This window comes from Aquirufa sp. Wall-65K1, assembly GCF_054558475.1.
The window spans coordinates 323,638-345,585 of record NZ_JBPXKD010000004.1 but is presented as its reverse complement, the minus strand read 5'-3'; the positions used below and the strand labels follow the sequence as shown (position 1 = coordinate 345,585).

Annotated in this window: 22 protein-coding genes; 3 read left to right on the top strand and 19 right to left on the bottom strand. The window is 40.2% G+C overall.

The features are described from left to right. From ACST15_RS08910 to ACST15_RS08860, 11 genes are all read right to left on the bottom strand, one after another. On the bottom strand, positions 1–1,032 hold the full coding sequence (locus ACST15_RS08910; RefSeq protein WP_459454300.1) for an NADH-quinone oxidoreductase subunit G: 1,032 nt from the start codon (positions 1,030–1,032) through the stop codon (positions 1–3). A 40-nt stretch (positions 1,033–1,072) separates the two neighbouring features. Then, the gene (locus ACST15_RS08905) at positions 1,073–2,236 is read right to left on the bottom strand and encodes a glycosyltransferase family 4 protein (RefSeq protein ID WP_459454299.1); all 1,164 of its coding nucleotides are present in this window, start codon (positions 2,234–2,236) and stop codon (positions 1,073–1,075) included. After that, entirely contained in the window at positions 2,236–3,576 is a 1,341-nt protein-coding gene (gene nuoF, locus ACST15_RS08900) for an NADH-quinone oxidoreductase subunit NuoF (RefSeq protein ID WP_459454298.1), read from the bottom strand. Before nuoF ends, ACST15_RS08905 begins: the two co-directional genes overlap by 1 nt. Positions 3,577–3,582: 6 nt before the next feature. Beyond that, positions 3,583–4,077 carry an NADH-quinone oxidoreductase subunit NuoE family protein gene (locus ACST15_RS08895; RefSeq protein ID WP_459454297.1) on the bottom strand — a complete coding sequence of 165 codons (495 nt, stop codon included), beginning with the start codon at positions 4,075–4,077 and terminating at the stop codon, positions 3,583–3,585. 3 nt (positions 4,078–4,080) lie between these two features. Beyond that, a complete protein-coding gene (locus ACST15_RS08890) occupies positions 4,081–5,316 on the bottom strand; it encodes an NADH-quinone oxidoreductase subunit D (protein ID WP_166232623.1) in 1,236 nt (411 codons plus the stop codon). 21 nt (positions 5,317–5,337) lie between these two features. Further along, entirely contained in the window at positions 5,338–5,847 is a 510-nt protein-coding gene (locus ACST15_RS08885) for an NADH-quinone oxidoreductase subunit C (protein WP_109322265.1), read from the bottom strand. An 11-nt stretch (positions 5,848–5,858) separates the two neighbouring features. Then, a complete protein-coding gene (locus tag ACST15_RS08880; RefSeq protein WP_129026350.1) occupies positions 5,859–6,407 on the bottom strand; it encodes an NADH-quinone oxidoreductase subunit B in 549 nt (182 codons plus the stop codon). Between the two features lie 49 nt (positions 6,408–6,456). Continuing rightward, complete coding sequence (locus ACST15_RS08875; protein ID WP_459454296.1) at positions 6,457–6,825, bottom strand: NADH-quinone oxidoreductase subunit A; 369 nt, start codon at positions 6,823–6,825, stop codon at positions 6,457–6,459. A gap of 65 nt (positions 6,826–6,890) precedes the next feature. After that, positions 6,891–8,240, bottom strand: a complete 1,350-nt coding sequence (locus ACST15_RS08870) for a Gfo/Idh/MocA family protein (RefSeq protein WP_459454295.1) — start codon at positions 8,238–8,240, stop codon at positions 6,891–6,893. A 25-nt stretch (positions 8,241–8,265) separates the two neighbouring features. Next, on the bottom strand, positions 8,266–9,228 hold the full coding sequence (locus ACST15_RS08865; RefSeq protein ID WP_459454294.1) for a formylglycine-generating enzyme family protein: 963 nt from the start codon (positions 9,226–9,228) through the stop codon (positions 8,266–8,268). 13 nt (positions 9,229–9,241) lie between these two features. After that, a complete protein-coding gene (locus tag ACST15_RS08860) occupies positions 9,242–10,243 on the bottom strand; it encodes an FAD:protein FMN transferase (protein ID WP_459454293.1) in 1,002 nt (333 codons plus the stop codon). Positions 10,244–10,341: 98 nt separating this feature from the next. Between ACST15_RS08860 and guaB the strand changes: the two genes are divergently transcribed. After that, positions 10,342–11,811, top strand: a complete 1,470-nt coding sequence (guaB, locus tag ACST15_RS08855) for an IMP dehydrogenase (protein ID WP_459454292.1) — start codon at positions 10,342–10,344, stop codon at positions 11,809–11,811. Between the two features lie 156 nt (positions 11,812–11,967). Here guaB and hemE read toward each other — a convergent pair whose 3' ends face one another. Then, positions 11,968–12,999 carry a uroporphyrinogen decarboxylase gene (gene hemE, locus ACST15_RS08850; protein ID WP_459454291.1) on the bottom strand — a complete coding sequence of 344 codons (1,032 nt, stop codon included), beginning with the start codon at positions 12,997–12,999 and terminating at the stop codon, positions 11,968–11,970. Between the two features lie 181 nt (positions 13,000–13,180). Here hemE and yihA point away from each other — a divergent pair, with 181 nt between their 5' ends. Beyond that, the gene (gene yihA / locus ACST15_RS08845; protein WP_459454290.1) at positions 13,181–13,798 is read left to right on the top strand and encodes a ribosome biogenesis GTP-binding protein YihA/YsxC; all 618 of its coding nucleotides are present in this window, start codon (positions 13,181–13,183) and stop codon (positions 13,796–13,798) included. Between the two features lie 29 nt (positions 13,799–13,827). Further along, on the top strand, positions 13,828–14,352 hold the full coding sequence (locus tag ACST15_RS08840; protein WP_459454289.1) for a DUF5606 family protein: 525 nt from the start codon (positions 13,828–13,830) through the stop codon (positions 14,350–14,352). A gap of 53 nt (positions 14,353–14,405) precedes the next feature. Here ACST15_RS08840 and ACST15_RS08835 read toward each other — a convergent pair whose 3' ends face one another. The 7 genes from ACST15_RS08835 to ACST15_RS08805 form a co-directional block, all read right to left on the bottom strand. Continuing rightward, a complete protein-coding gene (locus ACST15_RS08835; protein ID WP_459454288.1) occupies positions 14,406–14,732 on the bottom strand; it encodes a c-type cytochrome in 327 nt (108 codons plus the stop codon). Between the two features lie 84 nt (positions 14,733–14,816). After that, positions 14,817–15,644, bottom strand: a complete 828-nt coding sequence (gene murQ, locus ACST15_RS08830) for an N-acetylmuramic acid 6-phosphate etherase (protein ID WP_459454287.1) — start codon at positions 15,642–15,644, stop codon at positions 14,817–14,819. Then, positions 15,644–17,017 (bottom strand): dipeptidase, encoded by a 1,374-nt coding sequence (locus ACST15_RS08825; RefSeq protein ID WP_459454286.1) that lies wholly within the window; start codon positions 17,015–17,017, stop codon positions 15,644–15,646. The genes murQ and ACST15_RS08825 overlap by 1 nt, the downstream gene beginning before the upstream one ends. 54 nt (positions 17,018–17,071) lie before the next feature. Next, complete coding sequence (gene plsY / locus ACST15_RS08820; RefSeq protein ID WP_459454285.1) at positions 17,072–17,716, bottom strand: glycerol-3-phosphate 1-O-acyltransferase PlsY; 645 nt, start codon at positions 17,714–17,716, stop codon at positions 17,072–17,074. A gap of 133 nt (positions 17,717–17,849) precedes the next feature. Beyond that, entirely contained in the window at positions 17,850–20,372 is a 2,523-nt protein-coding gene (locus tag ACST15_RS08815; RefSeq protein WP_459454284.1) for a DUF5686 and carboxypeptidase-like regulatory domain-containing protein, read from the bottom strand. A gap of 74 nt (positions 20,373–20,446) precedes the next feature. Continuing rightward, complete coding sequence (gene rdgB / locus ACST15_RS08810; protein ID WP_459454283.1) at positions 20,447–21,046, bottom strand: RdgB/HAM1 family non-canonical purine NTP pyrophosphatase; 600 nt, start codon at positions 21,044–21,046, stop codon at positions 20,447–20,449. Positions 21,047–21,050: 4 nt separating this feature from the next. After that, on the bottom strand, positions 21,051–21,947 hold the full coding sequence (locus tag ACST15_RS08805; protein ID WP_459454282.1) for an FKBP-type peptidyl-prolyl cis-trans isomerase: 897 nt from the start codon (positions 21,945–21,947) through the stop codon (positions 21,051–21,053). Position 21,948 lies beyond the last annotated feature (1 nt).

Below are 21,948 nucleotides of genomic sequence, written 5' to 3'. Positions count from 1 at the left end.
TTATTTCTTTTCTGAACTAGGAAGACTCTTTTTAGCAGGTAAAAAACTACGATCTCGATCATCGTCAATTGGCTTATAAGCCAAGGCCGCTTGTTTGATTGGGAAGGATGGTTTAATCAAATTAGCTCCGTATTTATTCGCTGAAATTACTGAATGCCGAGCTATTTTGGTTGGCCCCTCAATTACCCAATCCGAAGTTTTCTTACGTTCAAAACGACAAGTATTACAAATAAATTCTTTCACCTCACCCCACTCATTCTTACGTCCTGTCACACGAATAACTTCATCTCCACGATACCATAAGGTCACATTGCCCGAGCATTTGTCGCAATCACAATGTGCATCTTCAGGCTTAGAGAACCAAACACGACTTTTGAAACGGTATGTTTTATCGGTTAATGCTCCAACAGGACACACGTCAATCACGTTTCCAGAAAAATCATTGTCAATGGCCTTTTCTATGTAGGTACTAATCTCCGCATGATCACCACGGTGCATCACTCCATGAACACGACCCTCAGTCAGCTGATCTGCGGCATATACGCAACGGTAACATAGAATACAACGATTCATGTTAAGCTTGATGTAAGGACCTAAATCAACAGGCTCAAACGTATTTCTTTCCTCAACCGTACGAGTAGAAGAAACTCCATGCTCAAAGGAGAAGTCTTGTAAATGACATTCTCCAGCTTGATCACAAACAGGGCAATCTAAAGGATGGTTTAACAACAAAAACTCTACAATACCTTTTCTTGTTTCTAATACCTGCTCATTGATGGTATTTTCTACAATCATACCATCTTGTACCGTAGTGATGCAAGAGGGTACCAATTTTGGCATAGGACGAGGATCTTTTTCTGAACCGGCAGTAACTTTAACCAAGCAACCCCGACATTTACCTCCCGTACCTTTCAAAGGTTCATAGTAACACATAGCAGGAGGCGCAATCTCTGGACCAATCATCCTTGCCGCCTGCATGATGGTAGTACCTGGTTCTACCTCTAATGTGATGTTATCAATTGTTACTTTCATTTTCTATTTTTAAGGGTTTAAGCCCTTGATCAATGTTCAATTAAAGATCTTTTTCTAATGCAGCCCATCGTTCCATAAACGCTTTCACGGTATATTGGGTGGATCTAGCTTTTAATTCTTCACCTAAAAGTACTTTTTCAGAATTGGGAGCCTCTAACCAACGAATAATTAAATTCGTCATTTGCCCTTCATCCATATAATCTACTAATAATCCCTCTATCCCCTGGGTGAAATCAGCAATTCCGCCACTTTCCTTAAACCCGACCAATGGCTTGGCTTGATAGCCTGCTTCTAGCATTACCAGTGGAAAAGGGTCCTCTCTAGACGACAAGAAAAACAGGTCCATGGCCTCAAAATAGGCTTTAGTATCTGCTCTGGCAGGGATTAAATGCACTTGTGCGCCTACATCCCATTTTTCTTTCTCTTCTATGAGCTCCGCAGAATAGAGGTTATCACCCATGCCTAACCAAACGAAATGAACTTCCGGTTTTAATCGAATCACCTGTCTAGCTACGCGAATAAAAACATCTGTTCCTTTCCTCCATTCAGCTAATCCACAACCCAAGACCAATGGACTTGTTGCTGGGATATTCAATTGTTCTCTTACTTGCTCAGACGTTCCAGATTTGGTTTTAGCCAACTCGGCAACGGGTGGAAGTAAAGCCAATTTTTCTTGGGGAATACCATATTTCTCCTTCAATAATATTCTCACTTGTTCTGAAACCGCAAAAACATGCTTTACTTTTTGTGCTAAAAACTGCATGTCCTTTTCCGAAGCATAAGTCTCGCAAGAAAACTTCAATTCATGCACATAAGCACCAAAAGCAATTTTCAAGGAAGTCAACTGCTGCATCAAGGATAAAGATGCTACCGTATTTCCTAGAATTAAATCAAATTTTTGTTGACGAAATTCGCCCAACATCTTTTGAATTTCTGCTTTATTAGGTTCCCGATCTGGTGAACTTTCCTCTCTTTTGAGAAAAGGTATTTTTTTAAATATATTTCTGGCCTTGTTATGCTCTCTCCTCCAAATCCAAACTTCCGCATATTTACGGTAAGTGGCTAATAAATCTCCGCCTTTCTCTAATAACAAATATCCTTTTTGACCCTTTGCCGCATTTTCTTTCAACCAATGCAATAATACAAGTTGTGCTCCTGCACGGTTAGCATCATGCCCTACAAAAAGAATTTTGGCTCCCATCATTAATTAGACCAGCTGGCACCCGGACGCATGTAAACCGCACCAGGTTGAGTCGCTAATTCAGGATGTTCAATATGCCATTCAAATTCATCTCTAAAATGACGAATTGCCGCAGCTACAGGCCATGCGGCTGCATCACCTAATGGACAAATCGTATTTCCTTCGATTTTCTTAGCCACATCCACTAACAAATCAATATCTTCTTTTCGGCCATGGCCTAATTCAATACGCTTGATAACCTTATCCATCCAGCCAGTACCTTCTCGACATGGAGAACACTGACCGCAAGATTCATGGTGATAAAAACGAGCAAAAGTTAAGGTATTATGTACGATACATGTTGTCTCATCCATCACAATAAATCCTCCTGAACCTAACATCGTACCTGTAGCAAAACCTCCGTCAGACAAAGACTCATAAGTCATCAATCTTTTCTCACCTGATGCCGTCGTTAAGATCATTTCTGCAGGTAAAATAGGTACAGATGAACCACCAGCTACTACAGCCTTTAATTTATGCCCTTCCCGTATACCTCCACACCATTCATCTGAGTAGATAAAATCCTCTACCGTTATCCCCAATGGAATTTCGTACACACCTGGCTTACGTATATGCCCTGATGCAGAAATTAATTTAGTACCTGTACTTCTTCCTATTCCAATCTGCGCATACGCATCACCACCATTATTCACAATCCATGAAGTAGCAGCGATAGACTCCACATTATTGACTACCGTTGGACATTGCCAAAGACCTTTTACGGCTGGGAATGGTGGCTTATTACGTGGGTTACCACGTTTACCTTCCAAAGATTCCAACAAAGCTGTTTCTTCTCCGCAGATATAAGCACCGCCGCCCGACTGAACATATAAGTCCAAATCATAGCCAGAACCTAGTATATTTTTACCCAACAAACCCTTATCATAGGCTTCTTGGATGGCTTTTTCTAAAATATGAATCACATACATCAACTCTCCACGAACGTAGATATAAGATGTATTGGCGCCTAAGGCAAAACTGGAAACAATCATACCCTCAATTAAGGTATGAGGAGATTTCCACATCAAATAGTGGTCTTTGAAAGTACCAGGCTCAGACTCATCTGCATTACAAACTAAATAACGGGGTACTCCTTCTGGTTTTGCCAAAAATGACCACTTCATCCCAACTGGGAATCCTGCACCACCACGACCACGCAACCCTGATTTCTTCACCTCTTCGGTTACTTCATCAGGAGTCATTTTTTTTAACGCTTTTTCTACCGCTTGGTACCCACCATGCTTACGATATACGTCAATCGTCTCAATTCCAGGTACCTCAATATGTTCGGTTAATATCTTCATCCTCGCTTATTTTCCTAATTCATCAATGATTTGATCTACCTTCTCCTTCGTCAAGTGCATGTAAAACTTCTCACGAATCTGAAATACAGGTCCCCATCCACATGCAGCTAAACATTCTACTTCTTTGACGGTGAATTTACCATCTGCTGACGTTCCTCCAGTCTCAACTCCTAAGCGCTTTTTCAAATGGTCATACACCTCAACTCCTCCCATCAAGCAACAAGGACCGGTTCGACAGTACTCAATGACATGTTCTCCCACCGGTTCCAAATGGAACATGGTATAAAAACTAGCCACTTCATACACCTCCACCGCCTTAATAGACAATAAAGAAGCTACATAATCCATCACCTCTGGACTGCACCATTTCCATTCGGCTTGAGCCAAATGTAAAATGGGCAAAAGTGCCGACTTCTGTTTCCCCTGAGGGTAACGAGCAATGATTTTCTTCACTAATTCCAGCGTTTCTGCTGGGAAAACGATGTTATTCTTACCTTCCATGTATTATGTATCTAACTCACCTGCAATCACATTCATCGATGACATTGTTACAATGGCATCCGATAAAGTCGAACCTTTGATCATTTCTGGGAATGCTTGATAATATATATATCCTGGTCTACGGAATTTCAAACGATAAGGTGTACGTCCACCATCCGAAACCAAATAAAATCCTAACTCTCCATTACCCCCTTCTACCGAATGATATACTTCACCCACTGGAGCGTCTATTTCTCCCATTACAATTTTGAAATGGTAAATTAAGGCCTCCATGTTTCGGTAAACCTCTTGCTTAGGAGGTAAATAATAATGTGGGGCATCTGCATGGTATGGTCCTTCTGGCAAGTTATCCATGGCTTGTTGAATGATGCGTAAACTCTGCCACATTTCCTCTTCACGTACCAAGAAACGGTCATAGGTATCTCCTTTGGTACCTACTGGAATTTCAAAATCAAAATCTTCATACGATGAGTATGGATTCAAGGAACGCACATCATAATCTACTCCAGCAGCACGTAAATTAGGACCAGTAAAACCGTAGTTTAAAGCACGCTCAGCCGAAATGGCGCCCACATTCTGTGTACGATCCATGAAAATTCGGTTACGTACCACCATGCTTTCAAATTCCTTCAAAGCAGCCGGTAACTCGGCCAATAATTTCTTAATTTTCTCTATGGCAACCGGGCTTAAATCCCTTTCCATGCCACCAAAACGACCCATGTTGGTCGTTAAACGAGCTCCGCAAAGCTCCTCGTAAATTTCATAGATAAACTCCCTCCATTGGTAAACATACAGGAAGCCGGTAAGGGCTCCGGTATCAACCGCCAAAATGGAGTTACAAATAATATGATCTGCCAAACGAGCCAATTCCATCATGATAACTCGGATATATTGTGCACGTTTTGGAACTTCTATTCCCAATAATTTTTCTACCGTCATGTGCCAACCCATATTATTAATAGGAGCTGAACAATAATTCATGCGGTCAGTTAATGTGGTAATTTGATAGAATGGACGACGCTCCGCAATTTTTTCAAATGCACGGTGGATATATCCCACGGTTTGCTCTGCATCCACAATCGTTTCTCCATCCATGGTCAAGATATTTTGAAAAATACCATGGGTGGCTGGGTGGGTAGGACCTAAATTTAGGGTAGTCAACTCGTTCACATAAGGGCCGCTTTTCGGCGTCTTATCTAGACCTACGTTGGGGTTATTTACTAATGCTACTTCAGACATGTTTCGCTCGTTGAAGGTAGTTTATCTACCAAATAATTCATCTATTTTATCGTGACGGGTGGCGTCCTCTAAAGGATATTCCTTACGCATTGGATGGTAATCCATGTCCTCAACGTTCAAAATACGAATCAAATTCGGGTGACCTTCAAAAATGATACCGTAAAAATCGAAAGCTTCACGCTCCATCCAGTTGGCGGTGGCAAACAAACCAGTCACCGTAGGAACCTCAGGCTTTTCAATCGGTACATAAATTTTGATCCACAATCGCACATTATTTTCTAAACTGTGCAAATGGTATATAACCCCCAACTCTTGCCCTTTAGCCTCAGGAAAATGTATCCCTGCTAAATCAGTTAAAAATTGAAATTTCAATACCGGATGTTGGTACAGAAAATGAAGCATCGGAACGATGTGTTCTACTTCAGTGGTTACTTGTAAGATCCCATGGGATTCAGCGATTCCATAAATAGCCTCTTCGCCGAATTGCCCTTGTAAGGCATCTATAATTTGTTGATTACTCACGTTTTCCATGCTCGATTTACTTATTCAATACCATAAGATTCCAACAAAGCCTTATACTCGGGTTGGTTTCTACGACGAATAGATTCATTTTTTGCTAGTTCTTGGATTTGCATAAAGCCATCCAAAATCTGCTCTGGACGAGGAGGGCAACCTGGCACGTATACATCCACTGGGATAACACGATCAATACCCTGCAATACAGAATAAGTATCAAAAATACCTCCAGAACAAGCGCATGCACCTACGGATAAAACCCAACGAGGTTCAGCCATCTGCAAATACACTTGCTTAACAACCGGTGCCATTTTCTTGGCTATCGTCCCCATTACCATCAACACGTCGGCTTGGCGAGCAGAAAAACTCAAACGCTCTGCACCAAATCGGCCAATGTCATAATGAGAGGCCATAGTAGACATGAACTCAATACCGCAGCAAGATGTAGCAAAAGGCAATGGCCAGAGCGAATTTGCCCTAGCCATCCCTACTAATGAATCTAAACTGGTAGCAAAAAATCCTTGACCCTCTAAACCTGCCGGCGCTTCTACGATATTAATTTTTGCATCACTCATATATAATCTTCTTTTCTATTAAAAATAAACCCAGCAAAAAGCTAATTGTTTATTTTTCCCAGGTTAAAATACCTTTTTTAATTACGTAGATAAATCCAGCTAATAACAAGCCCATGAATACGATCATTTCATAAAAACCGTTCCATGCCAATTGCTTAAAATTAACCGCCCAAGGGTACATAAATACAATCTCCAAATCAAACAAAACGAATAATATCGCTACCAAGAAATACTTCACCGAAATCGGTGTACGAGCATCTCCAATAGATTCAATTCCACACTCAAAAGAATCGTCTTTTTTCTGCGAATGACGTTTAGGGCCTAGGGCATGGGTTAACACCATGACCAGAACGATAAATGCCAAGGCCGCCCCTAATTGAACGAAAATGGGTAAAAAATCTTGAGGTTGATAGTTCATCTTGTACTTCGCTAAATTTGAAGCGGCAATTTACTCACTAAAATCTAATTTTGAAGATTATTTTATTAAAAATACTTGGTTTTTCCTGGCACTGCTACTGGGTACAATCCATTCGCATCTGGCTTCAATGGCATATCTGCATCCCAAGCAAATCGACTTGGTGCTATATTGATCCCTGAATTAATCGCTTTTTCCCATTCAATGATCTGTCCTGAATAGGTAGCCATTCTTCCTAAGATGGATGTCATGGTAGAATATGCCCCATTTTCTGCATCAGCAAATTTGTACTCTCCCGCTGCTACACTGGCCCATAACTCATCATGCTCGGTTTGATATGGATTATTCTCTTTTGTCTTTTTATCAAAAGCATAACTCACATTTCCTTTCAAATCCAACATTTTGGCTGAATCAAATAACACCTTTCCTTTAGTACCAATTAAATGCTCATCTACCTTTGTCCAGGTTCCAGGAATATGCCGACATTGACTATTTAGGATAGTACCATCTGCATATTCAAATTCTACAATATGGTGATCAAAAATTTCACCGTAATCCTTCCCTTTTCTTACTTCTCTTCCTCCTGTACCTCTAGCTCTAACTGGATATCCGTTTTTCGCCCAGTTGATCACGTCAATATTATGAATGTGTTGTTCTGTAATATGATCCCCGCAAATCCAGTTGAAATAATACCAGTTTCTCATTTGGTATTCCATTTCCGATTGCCCCTCCTTGCGTGGTTTTACCCATACGCCATCGTTATTCCACCAACAAGATGCCGATACAATATCACCAATCTGGCCATCTTGCACACGCTTCATCAAATCACGGTAAGAATTTTGGTAGTGACGCTGCAATCCCACCACCACATTCAATTTCTTTTCTTTGGCTATTTTAGCCGCTGCCAAAACACGTTGTATACCCGCTGGATCAGTTGCCACCGGTTTTTCCATGAAAATTTGCTTTCCTAAACGTACCGCCTCTTCAAAATGATAGGGACGAAATCCTGGAGGAGTTGTCAAAATCACCACATCAGCCAAAGCCATAGCTTGCTTATAAGCATCAAAACCTACGAATTTATGGTCCTCAGGAACATTGACTTTCTGATTCACTGGTACTGCTTGAGCCGATTTATCTTTAGCACGAGAATTCATGACGCTCTTGTAGCAATCATCCAATCGATCTTTAAAGGCATCAGCCATAGCCACCAATTGAATATTTTCTTTCGTACTTAAAGCCTGAATGATGGCTCCTGTTCCTCTACCACCGCAACCAATCAAGGCTACTTTCAAGGTATCTCCCACCAAACTTTGGCTAAAACTTACTCCTGGACTGGCCTGTGTGACTAGTGGAGCTGCTAGCAGTGCTCCGGCTCCCAGGCTCGACTGCACGATGAATTCTCTACGTGAATTTTTCATGTTATTTAGGTATCTATTTTGAAGGTTAAAAATCTTTTAAATATTGATCAAAAAATGCCCGAACTTCCTCCGGACTTGGTTGTTTGGCAGGGCGCATGATACGAAATCCTACAAAAGGAGCATCTGCATTCCACCATTTACTTTTAGGCTCCTGCGGATCTCTTCGGTTCCAAACTGGATCAGCGGCTAATCGGCTGGCACTTCGAGCCATGTTGGCCTCATCCCGGAAACTACCTCCACGGACAATGGCATCCGCATATTTATCTTTAAAAATCGCTTGATGTGCCTTTTTATTAGCTGAGTAAGTTGGCTCATAATGATCCAATACCCATTCATGTACATTTCCTAACATATCATATAATCCCCAAGCATTGGGCTTTTTCTGACCAACCAAATGGTATTTATCCCCTGAATTACTAGCTATCCAAGCGTAATCTTCTAATTTCTCATTGGCTGATAAGGAAGAATAAGCTCCTTTACCACCAGCCCGACACGCATATTCCCATTCGGCCTCGGTAGGTAATCGGTAAAATATCTGGGTTTTGGCATATAACCACTTACAATACATCAGCGCAGCAAAATGCTGCATGGAATTGGCTGGGTAGCCCCCTACTTTTCCCATTCCAAGGGTAAAATCAATGTAGGGTGGACTAGGACGAGAAATAGCATCGGGTCCTTCTTTAGCTGGTTTGGGAGCAGGATCACGATCTTCTTCAAAAAACAATTGATACTCGTCATAGGTCACTTCGGTTTTCCCCATCCAAAATGCCTCCATGGTCAATTTTTGTTGAGGACCCTCATCTGCATTTCTCCCCGCCTCAGTATTCGGACTTCCCAATAACAAATTACCCGCAGGAATGGCCTGCATATCAAATGCTACCGTAGAATTAGGAATGGTTTGTCGGTATGATTTTAATTGCTGCCCCATTCCAAGCTGACTTATCCCTACACTCAAGGCCAGTACTAATACACGTAATTTTCTATTCATTCTTTAATTAATTCTAATCGACTTTCAAGATACCATGATTCAATAATATTTCCAATTCCCCATTTTGGTATTCCCATACAAGCACCTGTACCTTGGGAATGCTTTTTAGTAATTCTTTGATCTTGTCCAATTCCATCATCGTAGCAGCTGTGGCTATCCAATCTGCCCTTGCTCCATCAGGTGCTATGGCAGTAGCCGATCGAGCATGCTCCAATCCTAGGCCTGTCTTGGGATTAATGACATGAGAATAATTTTTTCCAGCAATTTCAACTTGCTGATAGGTTTTACCTGAACTTGCTATCGATTGGTTTTTAATTTCAATAAAATCAACTGCTACTTTTTTTGAATTGGGCAATTCTAGACCGACTTTCCATGCATCTCCGTTGGGATTTACTTGGCTGGCGCAAATTTTCCCTCCTGCATCTACTAAGGCATAAGGATACCCTGATTTCCTTAAAAAATCCAAAACTCGTTGGGCTACAAAACCTTTCCCAATAGAACCCAAGTCTATTTGACAAGCTGAATTAGTTAATCGAATAGCACTACTATCCGCATTAAATTCTAAACAAGCTATTTCCGTGGCCTTTAGTCCAAATTGTAATACATCTTCCGCTGGTAAAACATGCGTCTTTCTTGCTATTCTCCACGCAGCAACTAATTTCCCAATAAAAATATTCAGGTTTCCGCCACTCTGCTCATATGCCAACATCGATTCCTTCAAGATAGCTTTAAATGGTTCCTTAATTGGGAAAAATTGCTCGGTTCCAGCTTTTTGGTTCACCTGACTAACATCAGAATTAAGCTGATAATCACTTAATTGCGATTCCAAATTCGCTGCTAAGGCTTGGGCATTTTTAATGGTTTGAGACAATCCTGTCGAATCTTGAGTAGAGACAATGATTCGAAATGGAGAGCCCATTCTGGCTGTTTCAAATCGATATTTGGTCCATTGAGCTTGCGTCAAAAAGCCGCTCAACATCAGTAAGGCAGCGACTAGCAGGGATTTTTTATTCATCTGTCAAATATTACAAAAAAAATTGTAACTTTGTCTCGCAAATAAGGGTATGGTTCGCCTTCATCCGATTAATCCAATTCCCGTTCAAACTATTTGCCATGCTTGATTCATCCAAATTTCTTTTTGAAGCTCTCACCTACGACGACGTACTGTTGCTTCCTGCCTATTCCGAAGTCTTACCACGTGATGTAAAGACTCAAACTCGACTGACCAAAAATATCAGTTTGAATATCCCTATTGTTTCTGCAGCTATGGATACGGTGACTGAGGCTGACTTGGCCATTGCTTTAGCGCAAGAGGGAGGCATTGGAATCATTCATAAAAATATGACGATTGCTCAGCAAGCGGCACAAGTTCGCAAAGTAAAGCGTTCAGAATCCGGTATGATCATCGATCCCATTACCTTACATGATACGCAAACTTTGGGAGATGCTCAGCGCATCATGAAGGAATTTAAAATTGGGGGTATTCCTGTCATTGATACCCAAGGAATTTTGGTTGGTATTCTAACAAACCGTGATTTACGTTTCCAAAAGGAAACGGCTAGACCTGTACATGAAATCATGACCAAGGTTAATTTAATCACAGCGAATGAAGGAATTAGCATGGAAGCGGCGGAGAGTATTTTGCAAGAGCATAAAATTGAGAAATTACCCATCATCGACAAGAATGGTCGATTGATTGGATTAATTACCTACAAAGATATTTTAAAGCGTAAAAGCCACCCTTTAGCTTCGAAAGATTCGTTGGGTCGTTTACGAGTGGGAGCTGCTGTTGGAGTTACCCCCGACTTATTGGATCGTGTACAAGCATTGGTCCAAGTAGGTGTAGACGTAATTAGTATAGATACAGCACATGGCCATTCCAAAGGTGTCATAGATGCTTTGAAATCCGTTAAAACGTCCTACCCAAGTTTGGATGTGATTGTGGGCAATATCGCTACGGGAGAAGCGGCCAAAGCATTAGCTGAAGCAGGAGCAGATGCCGTAAAAGTGGGGGTGGGTCCAGGCAGTATTTGTACTACCCGTATCATTGCGGGAGTGGGAATGCCCCAGTTAACTGCGGTATATGAGGCTGCTAAGGCCCTAGAACCTTATAATATTCCATTAATTGCTGATGGAGGTATTCGTTTTTCAGGGGATATTGCCAAAGCCATCGCAGGAGGTGCAAGTACCGTTATGATTGGATCCCTTTTAGCAGGTACTGACGAAGCACCGGGTGAAATGATCATTCTAGAAGGTCGTAAATTTAAATCGTATCGTGGCATGGGCTCTTTAGAGGCCATGGAAGATGGATCTAAGGATCGATATTTTCAAGATGCGGAAGATGATATTAAAAAATTGGTTCCTGAGGGTATCGTAGGTCGTGTACCATTTAAGGGTTCAGTGACGGAAATTCTATACCAAATGGTAGGTGGATTAAAAGCTGGTATGGGTTATTGCGGAGCGGGTACTATTGCGGATATGCAACAGGCCAAATTTGTTAAAATCACTTCGGCAGGCGTGAAAGAAAGCCATCCGCATGATGTCAGCATTTCCAAAGAAGCACCGAATTATAGTGCTAAATAAAAAACAGTTTTTTCCCTTAACGCTGTCAAGGTTTGAAACCTTGCCAGCGTTGCAAAAACGAATAAGTTTTTAAAGATATTGTCCAAGATATTGATAATCAAAAAAGCTCAGGGTTTAAACCCTGAGCTTTTTCATTTTTACCAACTATTCAATAAATTATACTGGATAATTATGAACGGTATCAACAAAACATTTCACCTTATCTGGGTGGATGTCAGGATAAACGCCGTGGCCTAAATTGGCTATATAGCGCTGGGTCCCAAATTGATCGATCATCTTTTTGGTTTCACTCTCTACCGTTTTAAAATCGCCATAAAGTGCACATGGATCTAAATTACCTTGAAGTGTTCTATTCGGACCTACCAGTTTTCTTGATTCCTGAATATCCATGTTCCAATCCAATCCAATGGTAGCGCAATTCAATTGAGCCATTTCTTCTCGAGCAAAAAACGCACCCTTTGCGAATAAGGTCACCGGAACCTCAGTTAAAGCATCGCAAATTTGCTTGAGGTAAGGAGTGGAAAAAATACTGTATTGGGCAGGAGACAAAATACCTGCCCAAGAATCAAATACTTGAATCAAGTTGGCACCTGCCGCCACTTGGGCTTTCAGGTAGGCAATAGTAGAATCCGTAATTTTTTGCAATAGCGCATGTGCTAAAGCGGGTTCAGCATAAAGCATTTTTTTTGCCTGAGAAAAAGTTTTAGACCCTTTCCCTTCCACCATATAACAAAATATAGTAAATGGTGCTCCTGCAAAACCTATTAAAGGTATTTTACCCGACAAATCCCGCTTAACAATTTTTATGGCATCCAACACATAGGCCAAATCCTCTTCGGGAACGGCTGTTTTCAAGGCATTTAGATCCGCTTGGGAACGAATGACCTGAGGAAATACAGGGCCCTTTTGCTCCTCCATCACATAGGGCAAGCCCATGGCTTCGGGAACGACCAAAATATCTGAAAAAATAATAGCAGCATCTACATCAAATCGATCTACCGGCTGAATGGTTACTTCGGCTGCCCACTCCGGATGGGTGGCCAATCCTATAAAAGAACCAGCCTTGGCCCTAACTTCTCTATACTCTGGCAAGATTCTTCCAGCTTGACGCATCACCCAGACAGGTATTCTATCTACTGGCAACCCTTTCGCAGCCCTAATCAGGCGATCATTTTGTAGTACTTCCATATTGTAAATCAAGCCACAAAGGTAGTTAAGAAATGGCAAATGATTAGTTAATAGTGATTAGTTATTAGTGATTAGAGATACCTGCCATGCCGAAATCACTAAAAACTCATCCCTAATAACTAATAACTAAACCCTAATAAATAATATCCTTGTATCTTTACCATCTTAACCTGTTACCCCTATGCAAGTAATTAGTGCGCAATTCATCACCAGTAATACCGATTACTTAAAATGTCCGCCTGACAAATTCCCAGAATTTGCCTTCATCGGTCGTTCGAATGTGGGTAAATCTTCTTTAATCAACTCCATTACCTTTCATAAAAAATTAGCCAAAACATCTCAAACACCAGGTAAAACGCAATTAATCAATCACTTTTTGATTAACGACAACTGGTATTTAGTGGATTTACCTGGCTATGGTTATGCCCAAGTAAGCAAAGAAAAGAGAAAGGAATTTGAAAAGATGATTTTAGATTACTTGATCAATCGTAAAAGTTTAACCTGTTTGTTTTTATTGGTAGACCTACGTTTGAAGCCTCAACCCGTGGATATTGCTTTCATGGAAAGAATGGCGGAAGAACAAATTCCTTTTTACATTGTCTTCACCAAAGCGGATAAATTATCTCAAAAACAGGTGGATGACAATTTCAAACATTACCAAGAATACTTATTACAATCTTGGGAAGCTTTACCGAAAATGTTCATCACTTCCGCTGAAAAACATCAAGGAAGAGAAGAAATCTTAGCCAGTATTCAGGAATTAATTGACTCATCTCCCTATAAATCAAGGAAATCTTAATATTTTTGCGACCGAATTAAACATCACACATGGAATTATTAAATGAAATTGCCCACATCTCAGGCAAAAGCGGATTATTTAGAGTATTGAAACCCACTCGTACGGGGGTTATTGTAGAAACATTAGATGCTCTTAAGCAAAAGTCTGTTGTTAGCGGTCAAACACGTATTTCTGTATTAAAAGATATCTCCCTATACTTAGATGATCACCAAGATAGCACCTTGCCATTAGGTGATTTATTCCAAAAGATTCATACTGTATGTCAGGGAAGCTTACAAATCGAGCCAAAAAAGGCAAGTGATTCAGAGTTATTTGGCTTATTAGCCAGCATTGTTCCAAACTACGATTCGGATCGTGTATATGCCTCAGACATCAAAAAAATCCTTTCTTGGTATTTAATTTTAGTGAATAATACTCCTGATATGTTCCAAACTGCTCCTGCCGAGCCTAAGGTGGAAAAGGCGGCAAAAGCGCCAAAAGCAGCAAAGGAAGTAAAAGAAGTGACAGAAGAAAAAACGGAGAAAGCTCCTAAAAAAGCAAAAGCGACTAAATAAGCCGCTCCATACTAAATAAAAAAATCCCGATTTATTCGGGATTTTTTTTATGCTTATTTCAAAGAATTGATCCAAGAAGCAATTTTCATGGCATCCGCCTTTGGTACATTTTTCAATGCCATCATTGGTGGGTAACCTGGCCAGTTCTCTGGTTTTGGATTCGCAATTAATTCAACAATTTTCGCATTGCTATACTTTTTCTTAGCAACCTCGGTGTAGGCAGGTCCAACTAAACGAGCGTCTACCTTGTGACAAGCAAAGCAAGTATATTTTTGCATTAATGGCTTGATATCAGCAGGAAAATCTTCTGCATGGGCTTGAAATCCAAATGCAAAGGTTCCTAAGGTAACAGCCAAAATAAATTTTGATATTTTTTTCATTTTGATTGAATGTTTAATTGTTCACAAAATAAGGGATTTAAACGTTATTTTCTATATGCTTTTACGCATATTTCTCCCTTTTTATTAAATAGAGGCATGAAAAGCATCCACAGCAGCTCTAACACTTCCATGTTGATCCAATAATTCCGAAGCTTTATCTTCTGTCACACCCGTGGCCTCCTTAACCATACGAATGGCTCGTAAAACTAATTTGTGGTTACTTAAGGCCATATCCACCATTTTATTTCCTCGAACCCGACCTAATCGAATCATTACCGCAGTCGAAATCATATTCAAAACCAATTTCTGTGCTGTACCTGATTTCATGCGAGTACTACCCGTCACATACTCAGGCCCCACTACCACTTCGATCGGATATTGAGCCACCTGGGCAATCAAACTTCCCTCATTACAAACAATGCAAGCGGTTAAAACGCCGTGGGCATTGGCATCTCGTAGACCTCCAATAACATAAGGCGTCCTTCCTGAGGCGGCAATACCTATCACCACATCATGTTCATCAATGTCGTAAGCTTTCATATCGAGCCATGCCTGCTTTTCATCATCTTCGGCATTTTCCACAGCCCTTCGAATGGCGCCATCACCCCCTGCAATTAAACCTATAACCCAATCATGAGGGACTCCGTAAGTTGGAGGACATTCCGAAGCATCTACCACTCCTAATCTACCACTTGTACCAGCTCCTATATAAAATAATCTGCCACCCTTTTGCATTCTAGCAACTATCTGTAAGACCAATTTCTCAATTTGAGGTATCACCTTTTCTACCGAATAAGGCACTGTTTTATCTTCGGCATTGATTTGTCGTAAAATGGTATCTACCGACTGTTTATCCAAATCCAAATAATTAGAGTCAGACTCGGTGGCTAGCTTGCTTAAATTCTCGGTCATTATTTTGAAGAAAGTGTGTAAAAATGCTTAAAAAAATGAGGAATTGTTTCTATTCCTTTATAAAAATTAAACAAGCCAAAATGCTCATTAGGCGAATGAATGGCATCTGAATCCAATCCAAAACCCATTAAAACCGACTTAATTCCTAATTCTTTTTCAAAAACAGTAGGTACCGGTATACTTCCTCCGCCACGAGTAGGAACGGGCTCTTTTCCAAATGTCTCGGCTAAGGCCTTGGAAGCAGCTTGATAAGCAATGGAATCCGTTGGCATCACATAAGCCTCCCCACCATGATGGGGTGTGACAGTCACTTTCACTCCTTTAGGTGCTATGGACTTAAAATGATCTATAAACAACTGGGTGATTTTTTCTGAACTTTGATTTGGAACTAATCGCATGGAAATTTTAGCATGCGCTACCGAAGGGAGAACTGTTTTAGCCCCTTCACCAATGTATCCACCCCATATTCCGTTAACATCCAGTGTCGGACGGATGGACGCTCTTTCAAGGGTAGAATAGCCTTTTTCCCCATGTACGGAAGCAATACCTAAATCTTTTTGATAAGCATCCAAATCAAATGGTGTTTGAGCCATAGCCGCTCGGTCGGAAGCACTTAATTCTTGAACAGCATCATAAAAACCTGGAATGGTAATCCGATTAAATTCATCATGCATGGAGGCAATCATTTCACATAAAATATTGATCGGATTTGCTACCGCACCTCCATAAACCCCTGAATGTAAGTCGCGGTTTGGTCCCTGAACTTTTACTTCCAAATAGCTTAAACCTCGTAAACCTACATCAATGGATGGAATGTCATTGGCAATGATGGCAGTATCAGAAATCAAAATAACATCTGCCTTCAATAATTCTTTATGATTCGCCACAAAAATGGCTAAATTATTGGAGCCAATTTCCTCTTCCCCTTCAATCATAAACTTGATGTTACAAGGTAAATTATCCGTAGCTAACATCGCTTCAAAGGCTTTCACATGCATGAAAACCTGTCCTTTGTCGTCACAAGACCCACGGGCATAAATGATATCATCTTTGATAACTGGTTCAAAGGGCGGGCTCTCCCATAATTCCAAAGGGTCTGCAGGTTGAACATCATAATGTCCATATACCAAAACAGTAGGAGCTTGTGGATCAATGATTTTCTCACCATAAACCACTGGAAAGCCAGCAGTTTCTTCTAAACGAACGTGATCTGCACCAGATTGACGTAAATTTTGGGCAATATATTCTGCCGCTCTACGAACATCTCCAGCATAGGCAGGATCCGCCGAGATAGAGGGGATTCGTAATAAATCCAATAATTCATCTAAAAATCGTTGTTGATTTGCTTGAATATAAGCTTGCGTTTTTTTCATATCGAAAGGCGAATGGGATTACAACATCCACGCACAAAGATAAATAAAAACGACTTAGGATTGTTTCTTTCGAGGGATTAGATACATGCGATTCTCCTTTCCTTGAAGGATACGCGCAATATTTTTGCGGTGCATGAAAATGACCAAAGATGCCACGATAAATCCAAAATATATCAGAATCGGAAATTCCTCTCCAAAGACCTTGAAAACCATCAAAAAGGGAAATACCAAGGAGGCCACCATAGAACCTAAAGAGACGTAATTGGATACATAAAATACAAGTAAAAATACAGCTATGCTCACCAAAGCTGCTTCGGGATGCAAGGCCAAAACCATACCCATCAAGGTGGCCACTCCTTTTCCTCCTTTAAAATCACAAAATATGGGCAGCAAGTGACCTAATACTGCCAAAAATCCAAAGACAATTTTTAAGGATACGCAGGTCTGCCAATCAATCAAATGAAGGTAAAATAAAAAAGTAGACAAAGAAGTAGCTAAAAATCCTTTAAATGCATCCACAAACAAGACAATACTACCTGCTTTTTTTCCTAATACCCGAAAGGTATTGGTAGCTCCTGCATTCCCACTTCCCAAGGTACGGATATCTACTCCATGGTAGGCTTCACCATACCAAATAGCCGTAGGTATAGAGCCCAATATGTAGCTTAATAAACAAAGCCCAATGAGAATTAAAATCATTATAATATTAAATGTCACCATAATTTAATGAGGCGCAGAACCCAAATATAGGGTGGCTTAAACCTAAAATCAAGAACATTAAAAACATTCTTGAAATGTTTAAATTTTCGTCTTAATAATATACCAAAATTGCTTAGAATGAGAAATTAACCGATGCCATCAGGCGAAAAGCCTTAGGTGAACCGTGATCCATATACGACAAACGGTGGAAGGCCTGGATCCTAAATAATTTGAAAATATTATCGATTCCATAACCCACCTCAGCATAAGGTACATTTGGATTCAAGGAGTCAAAAGAATACATGTCGAGAAACTTCGATTTCAATGGATTATTGACATCTTTCATGATGTCTTTATTTGCCTTTCTTTGACTGCCCCACAATAAATTTCCGCTAGCAATAAATCGCCATTTCAATTTCTTGATCAAGGGAATACGATTGAATAATAAACCTTCGAAATTATGGTTGTATTGCAAAGAAACGAATTGATCACTCACAAATTCAAAATAATTCATGGTGGAGAAGGCACTACGTACAAAAAACAAAGTCTCATTTCCTAGATGAGGAAATAATAAGGGAGCTGGTAAGTTGGATGGGGTATAACCCATGGATAAGGTATAATCAGATCTACCTAAAGTGCCTAATCTAAATGTTTGATAAGCTTTTAGCGTAAATCGCTCGTAATCAAAATCACCTCCTAAAAAGCCTTTTAACCCCCTTTGATATCGAAAAGTCACCACGGGTATGCGCTTGGTAGCTAAAGTGATGCGTTCATTACCATTCATGATAAAGGTTTCCCCCTTGGCAAATCTAGCTTCTAGGGTAAAAAAGGACTCTTGGTAATAATCTTGTACAGGCGAAGCATTCCCTAACTCAGGTTTTAAACGGTATTGAAATCTAAACAGTGGATCAAATGAACGCGTATTCATTTGAGCTGTAAAACTCAAACCTTTAGTAAGCTCAGTACTAAAAAATGCCTCACTTTCCCTTCTAAAAAATGCTCCAGAAAAAGCTCCCCATCGGGTAAAAGCATAAAATAAGCGGTTATCACCAATTAATTCGGGAGTTAAACCAACCCGTTCGATGTCATAGGAATGTCGTAATCCAGCAATTGTCCACTTCGCTTTGGAGAAAAGATAATTGACTTCAATGGAATATTTGGGCACTAAATCTTTTGTACCAAATCCCACATTACCTCGCAAAATCCAATGTTTATCAAAATTAGAATTGGTTCTGAATCCCAATCTAAATCGTGCTCCCTCCAAGCGATTGACGGCGAAACTACTCAAATAAGGCCCCACCTCAATATCATTGAACTTCTTATAACCACTCAATGCTATTTCCGCTATTTCCACATAGGTACGCACAACGGGCAAATTCTTTACCGAATCAATCAAGGCAAAGGCCGTTAAATCTTGTCGACTTAAAGGTTCATACCGTGCATGTTTCCAAAACTCAGGGTCAGGTTCTTTGGCATCCTCGGCTACTTCTGAAGTCAAATCATAAAACTCTAATGGCTTAGGCTGGTTAACAATAAAACCTTTATTGGAGATATACATCTTTAATAACATCCCAGCTGAGCCTTTGGTCAGTTCTTCAATATCAATTAAAAAACGAGTGCGCGAGGGTAACCAAGCTCCATCAGCCACTTGCTCTAACTCTTGAGAGATTTTAATCTTATCAATGAAATTTAAATTGGCTTGCTTGTCGATTACCGCATCAATCTGCACTAAAGCAAAACTGGTAGTATCAATCCACATTTGACCCGTAAAGACTAGGTCTTGTGGATTTTTAGGATCAAAATCCAATTGATAGCAGATATGACCATCTACATTGACGGTATCGCCCAAGAAATATTTATAATTTCCTTTCCAGTTGTCTCCAATAGGGCTGGCAAAATCCTTTCCGAAGAAGGGCACATAATTTTGGTAAAAATTATAATTTGCTACCAGATTACCACCTACCAACTGGGAGATAAAACCTCCGTCTTGTACCCCGACACCTTTGATATTGGTCTTTAAGATTTTTTCCTTCTTTCTTTTGGGGGACTCACGGTAATAAAATTTACCTATTGACTCTGAGATGTAAGTTGGAATAACAGGCTTTCCATCTTCTCCTGCTTCTTTTTCAAACTTTTTAATGGAGGATTCAATCTCCCGCATGATTTTTGTATTCCTTAATTTCTCTGAAATGTTGTCTACATCCAGCTCCATTTTGGTATAAGAATCATACTCATAAGCCGTCAACTTATTGCGGTCATGGATGTCGCGCTGCTTTAATACTTGACGTAAAATTTTGAAGGCTGGATTTTCCCCAGAATACACCACGACTTCTTGCAAAGATCTCTGGGCTGGTTCCAATTGAAAATCAACTACTTGAGTCGTTTTCTTCTTATCAATGAATTTGACCTTTTTTTTGTACCCGACAAAAGATACAAATAAAGAATCCGTTAAGACTTTGGAATTAAACGTGTATTCCCCTTGAAAATTAGTTGTTGTACCTAGATTTATACCCACTAAACCCACCGAAGCAAAGGGCACAGGATCTCCATTGGAAGCATCCGTTACTCTTCCCTTGATCACATATTGAGCTTCAGCCCAATGCACACCTACCAAAAGAATTAGCAGAGCCAAAAAAACACGACTTCTCCAATTCATTTATCTACTGTTGAACAAAGTTAAAAGCTTAAAAGATACCTAAGCAAAAATACAGATTGATTGCAACAATCCCACTATATGTCGTGAGATTTTCGATTTTCGTCGACAAATCTTTTGAATTTCTGTAAAGCACGCGCTCGATGAGCCATTTGATTTTTTTCTTGAAGGCTCATTTCGGCAAAGGTCCGACTTTCACCCTCGGGCTGAAATACGGGATCGTATCCAAAACCAACTGAACCTTGGGCTTGTAAAGTAATATTTCCTAGTATTTCTCCTTCAAATTGAAAATACTCACCTTGAACATGGTAGGTTAAAACGGTCACGAATCTTGCTTGGCGTTGATTGATGTGTTCTAAATTTTTCAATAATAATTCAAGATTCTTACGATCGTTTTTGGGCTCCCCGGCATACCTAGCGGAATAAACACCAGGTGCTCCACCCAAGGCTTCCACTTCTAAACCTGAATCATCCGACAAACAAGTAACTTGATAGCGTTGAGCAATGAATTGTGCTTTCAACAAGGAATTTTCCTGCAAGGTTTTTCCAGTTTCTGGTATTTCTTCCTCCAGACCCAAGTCTTGGACGGTTCTAAGCTCAAACTGCCCTTGTAAAAGCGTTGCAAGCTCTTCTACCTTATGAGGATTTTGGGTCGCCAGATATAAGATGGGTAACATGGAATTATTGAACTGGAACCTCTATTTCAAAGCATAAAGGTGAGTTGGCTGGAATAGATCCTTGGTTATTGGCGCCATATCCAAGTTTGGATGGTATGATGACGATGGCTTTTTCTCCCATTTTCAACTTCATGATACCTTCATCAAAACCGGCAATAAGTTGACCTGCTCCTACCAACATAGATGCTCCATTACGAGAATCAAAAATTGGATCATAAACGACCTTTCCGGCAGCATCCAGTTTTAAATAACTAAAACCTAAACGTCCTGTATAGTTGACCAGATACGTTTGAGCTGGTATTAGGGCTTTACCATTGGGATTAGAAATGGTTTTTTGGAATATCAAACCACTACTTGTCACCTCAGGATTGTTGACATTGTAGGTCTTTTTCATCTCATCAATTACCTGAGTTTCTGATTGGATAGAAATCAACTCTATATCGATTTTAATGACAGAAAAAGCAGGAATAAGGCCATTTCCATAAGAGCTACCACCAAAGGCTAAACTAGCTGGTAGTATAAAGACGCCTTTGTCGCCTTCTTTCATGTATCGCAAAGGCAATGAGAAAATACTCTCAAAACTTCCCGTTACATAGGCCCTAGGCTGCTTAAGAATACGGGAGGTAGAATCTACTTTGGAACCGTTTAATAAAGTCATGACATAATGGAACTTCACTAAATCGGTGTAATTAGCTTGTTTACCCGAAGTCCCTGCAGATAAGATGGAATAATACATCCCTTCTGGAGATTTTTGGGCATTTAACTTGTTATCCTTAATGTATTTTTGAATATCACTTTCGTTGTTTTCAACCTGTTGATCGATGGCATTAAAATTACAACTAGCGAATGTGAAAAGCGTAAAAATTAGTGTAATAATTAGGTAAAGTGTACTTCTATTCATG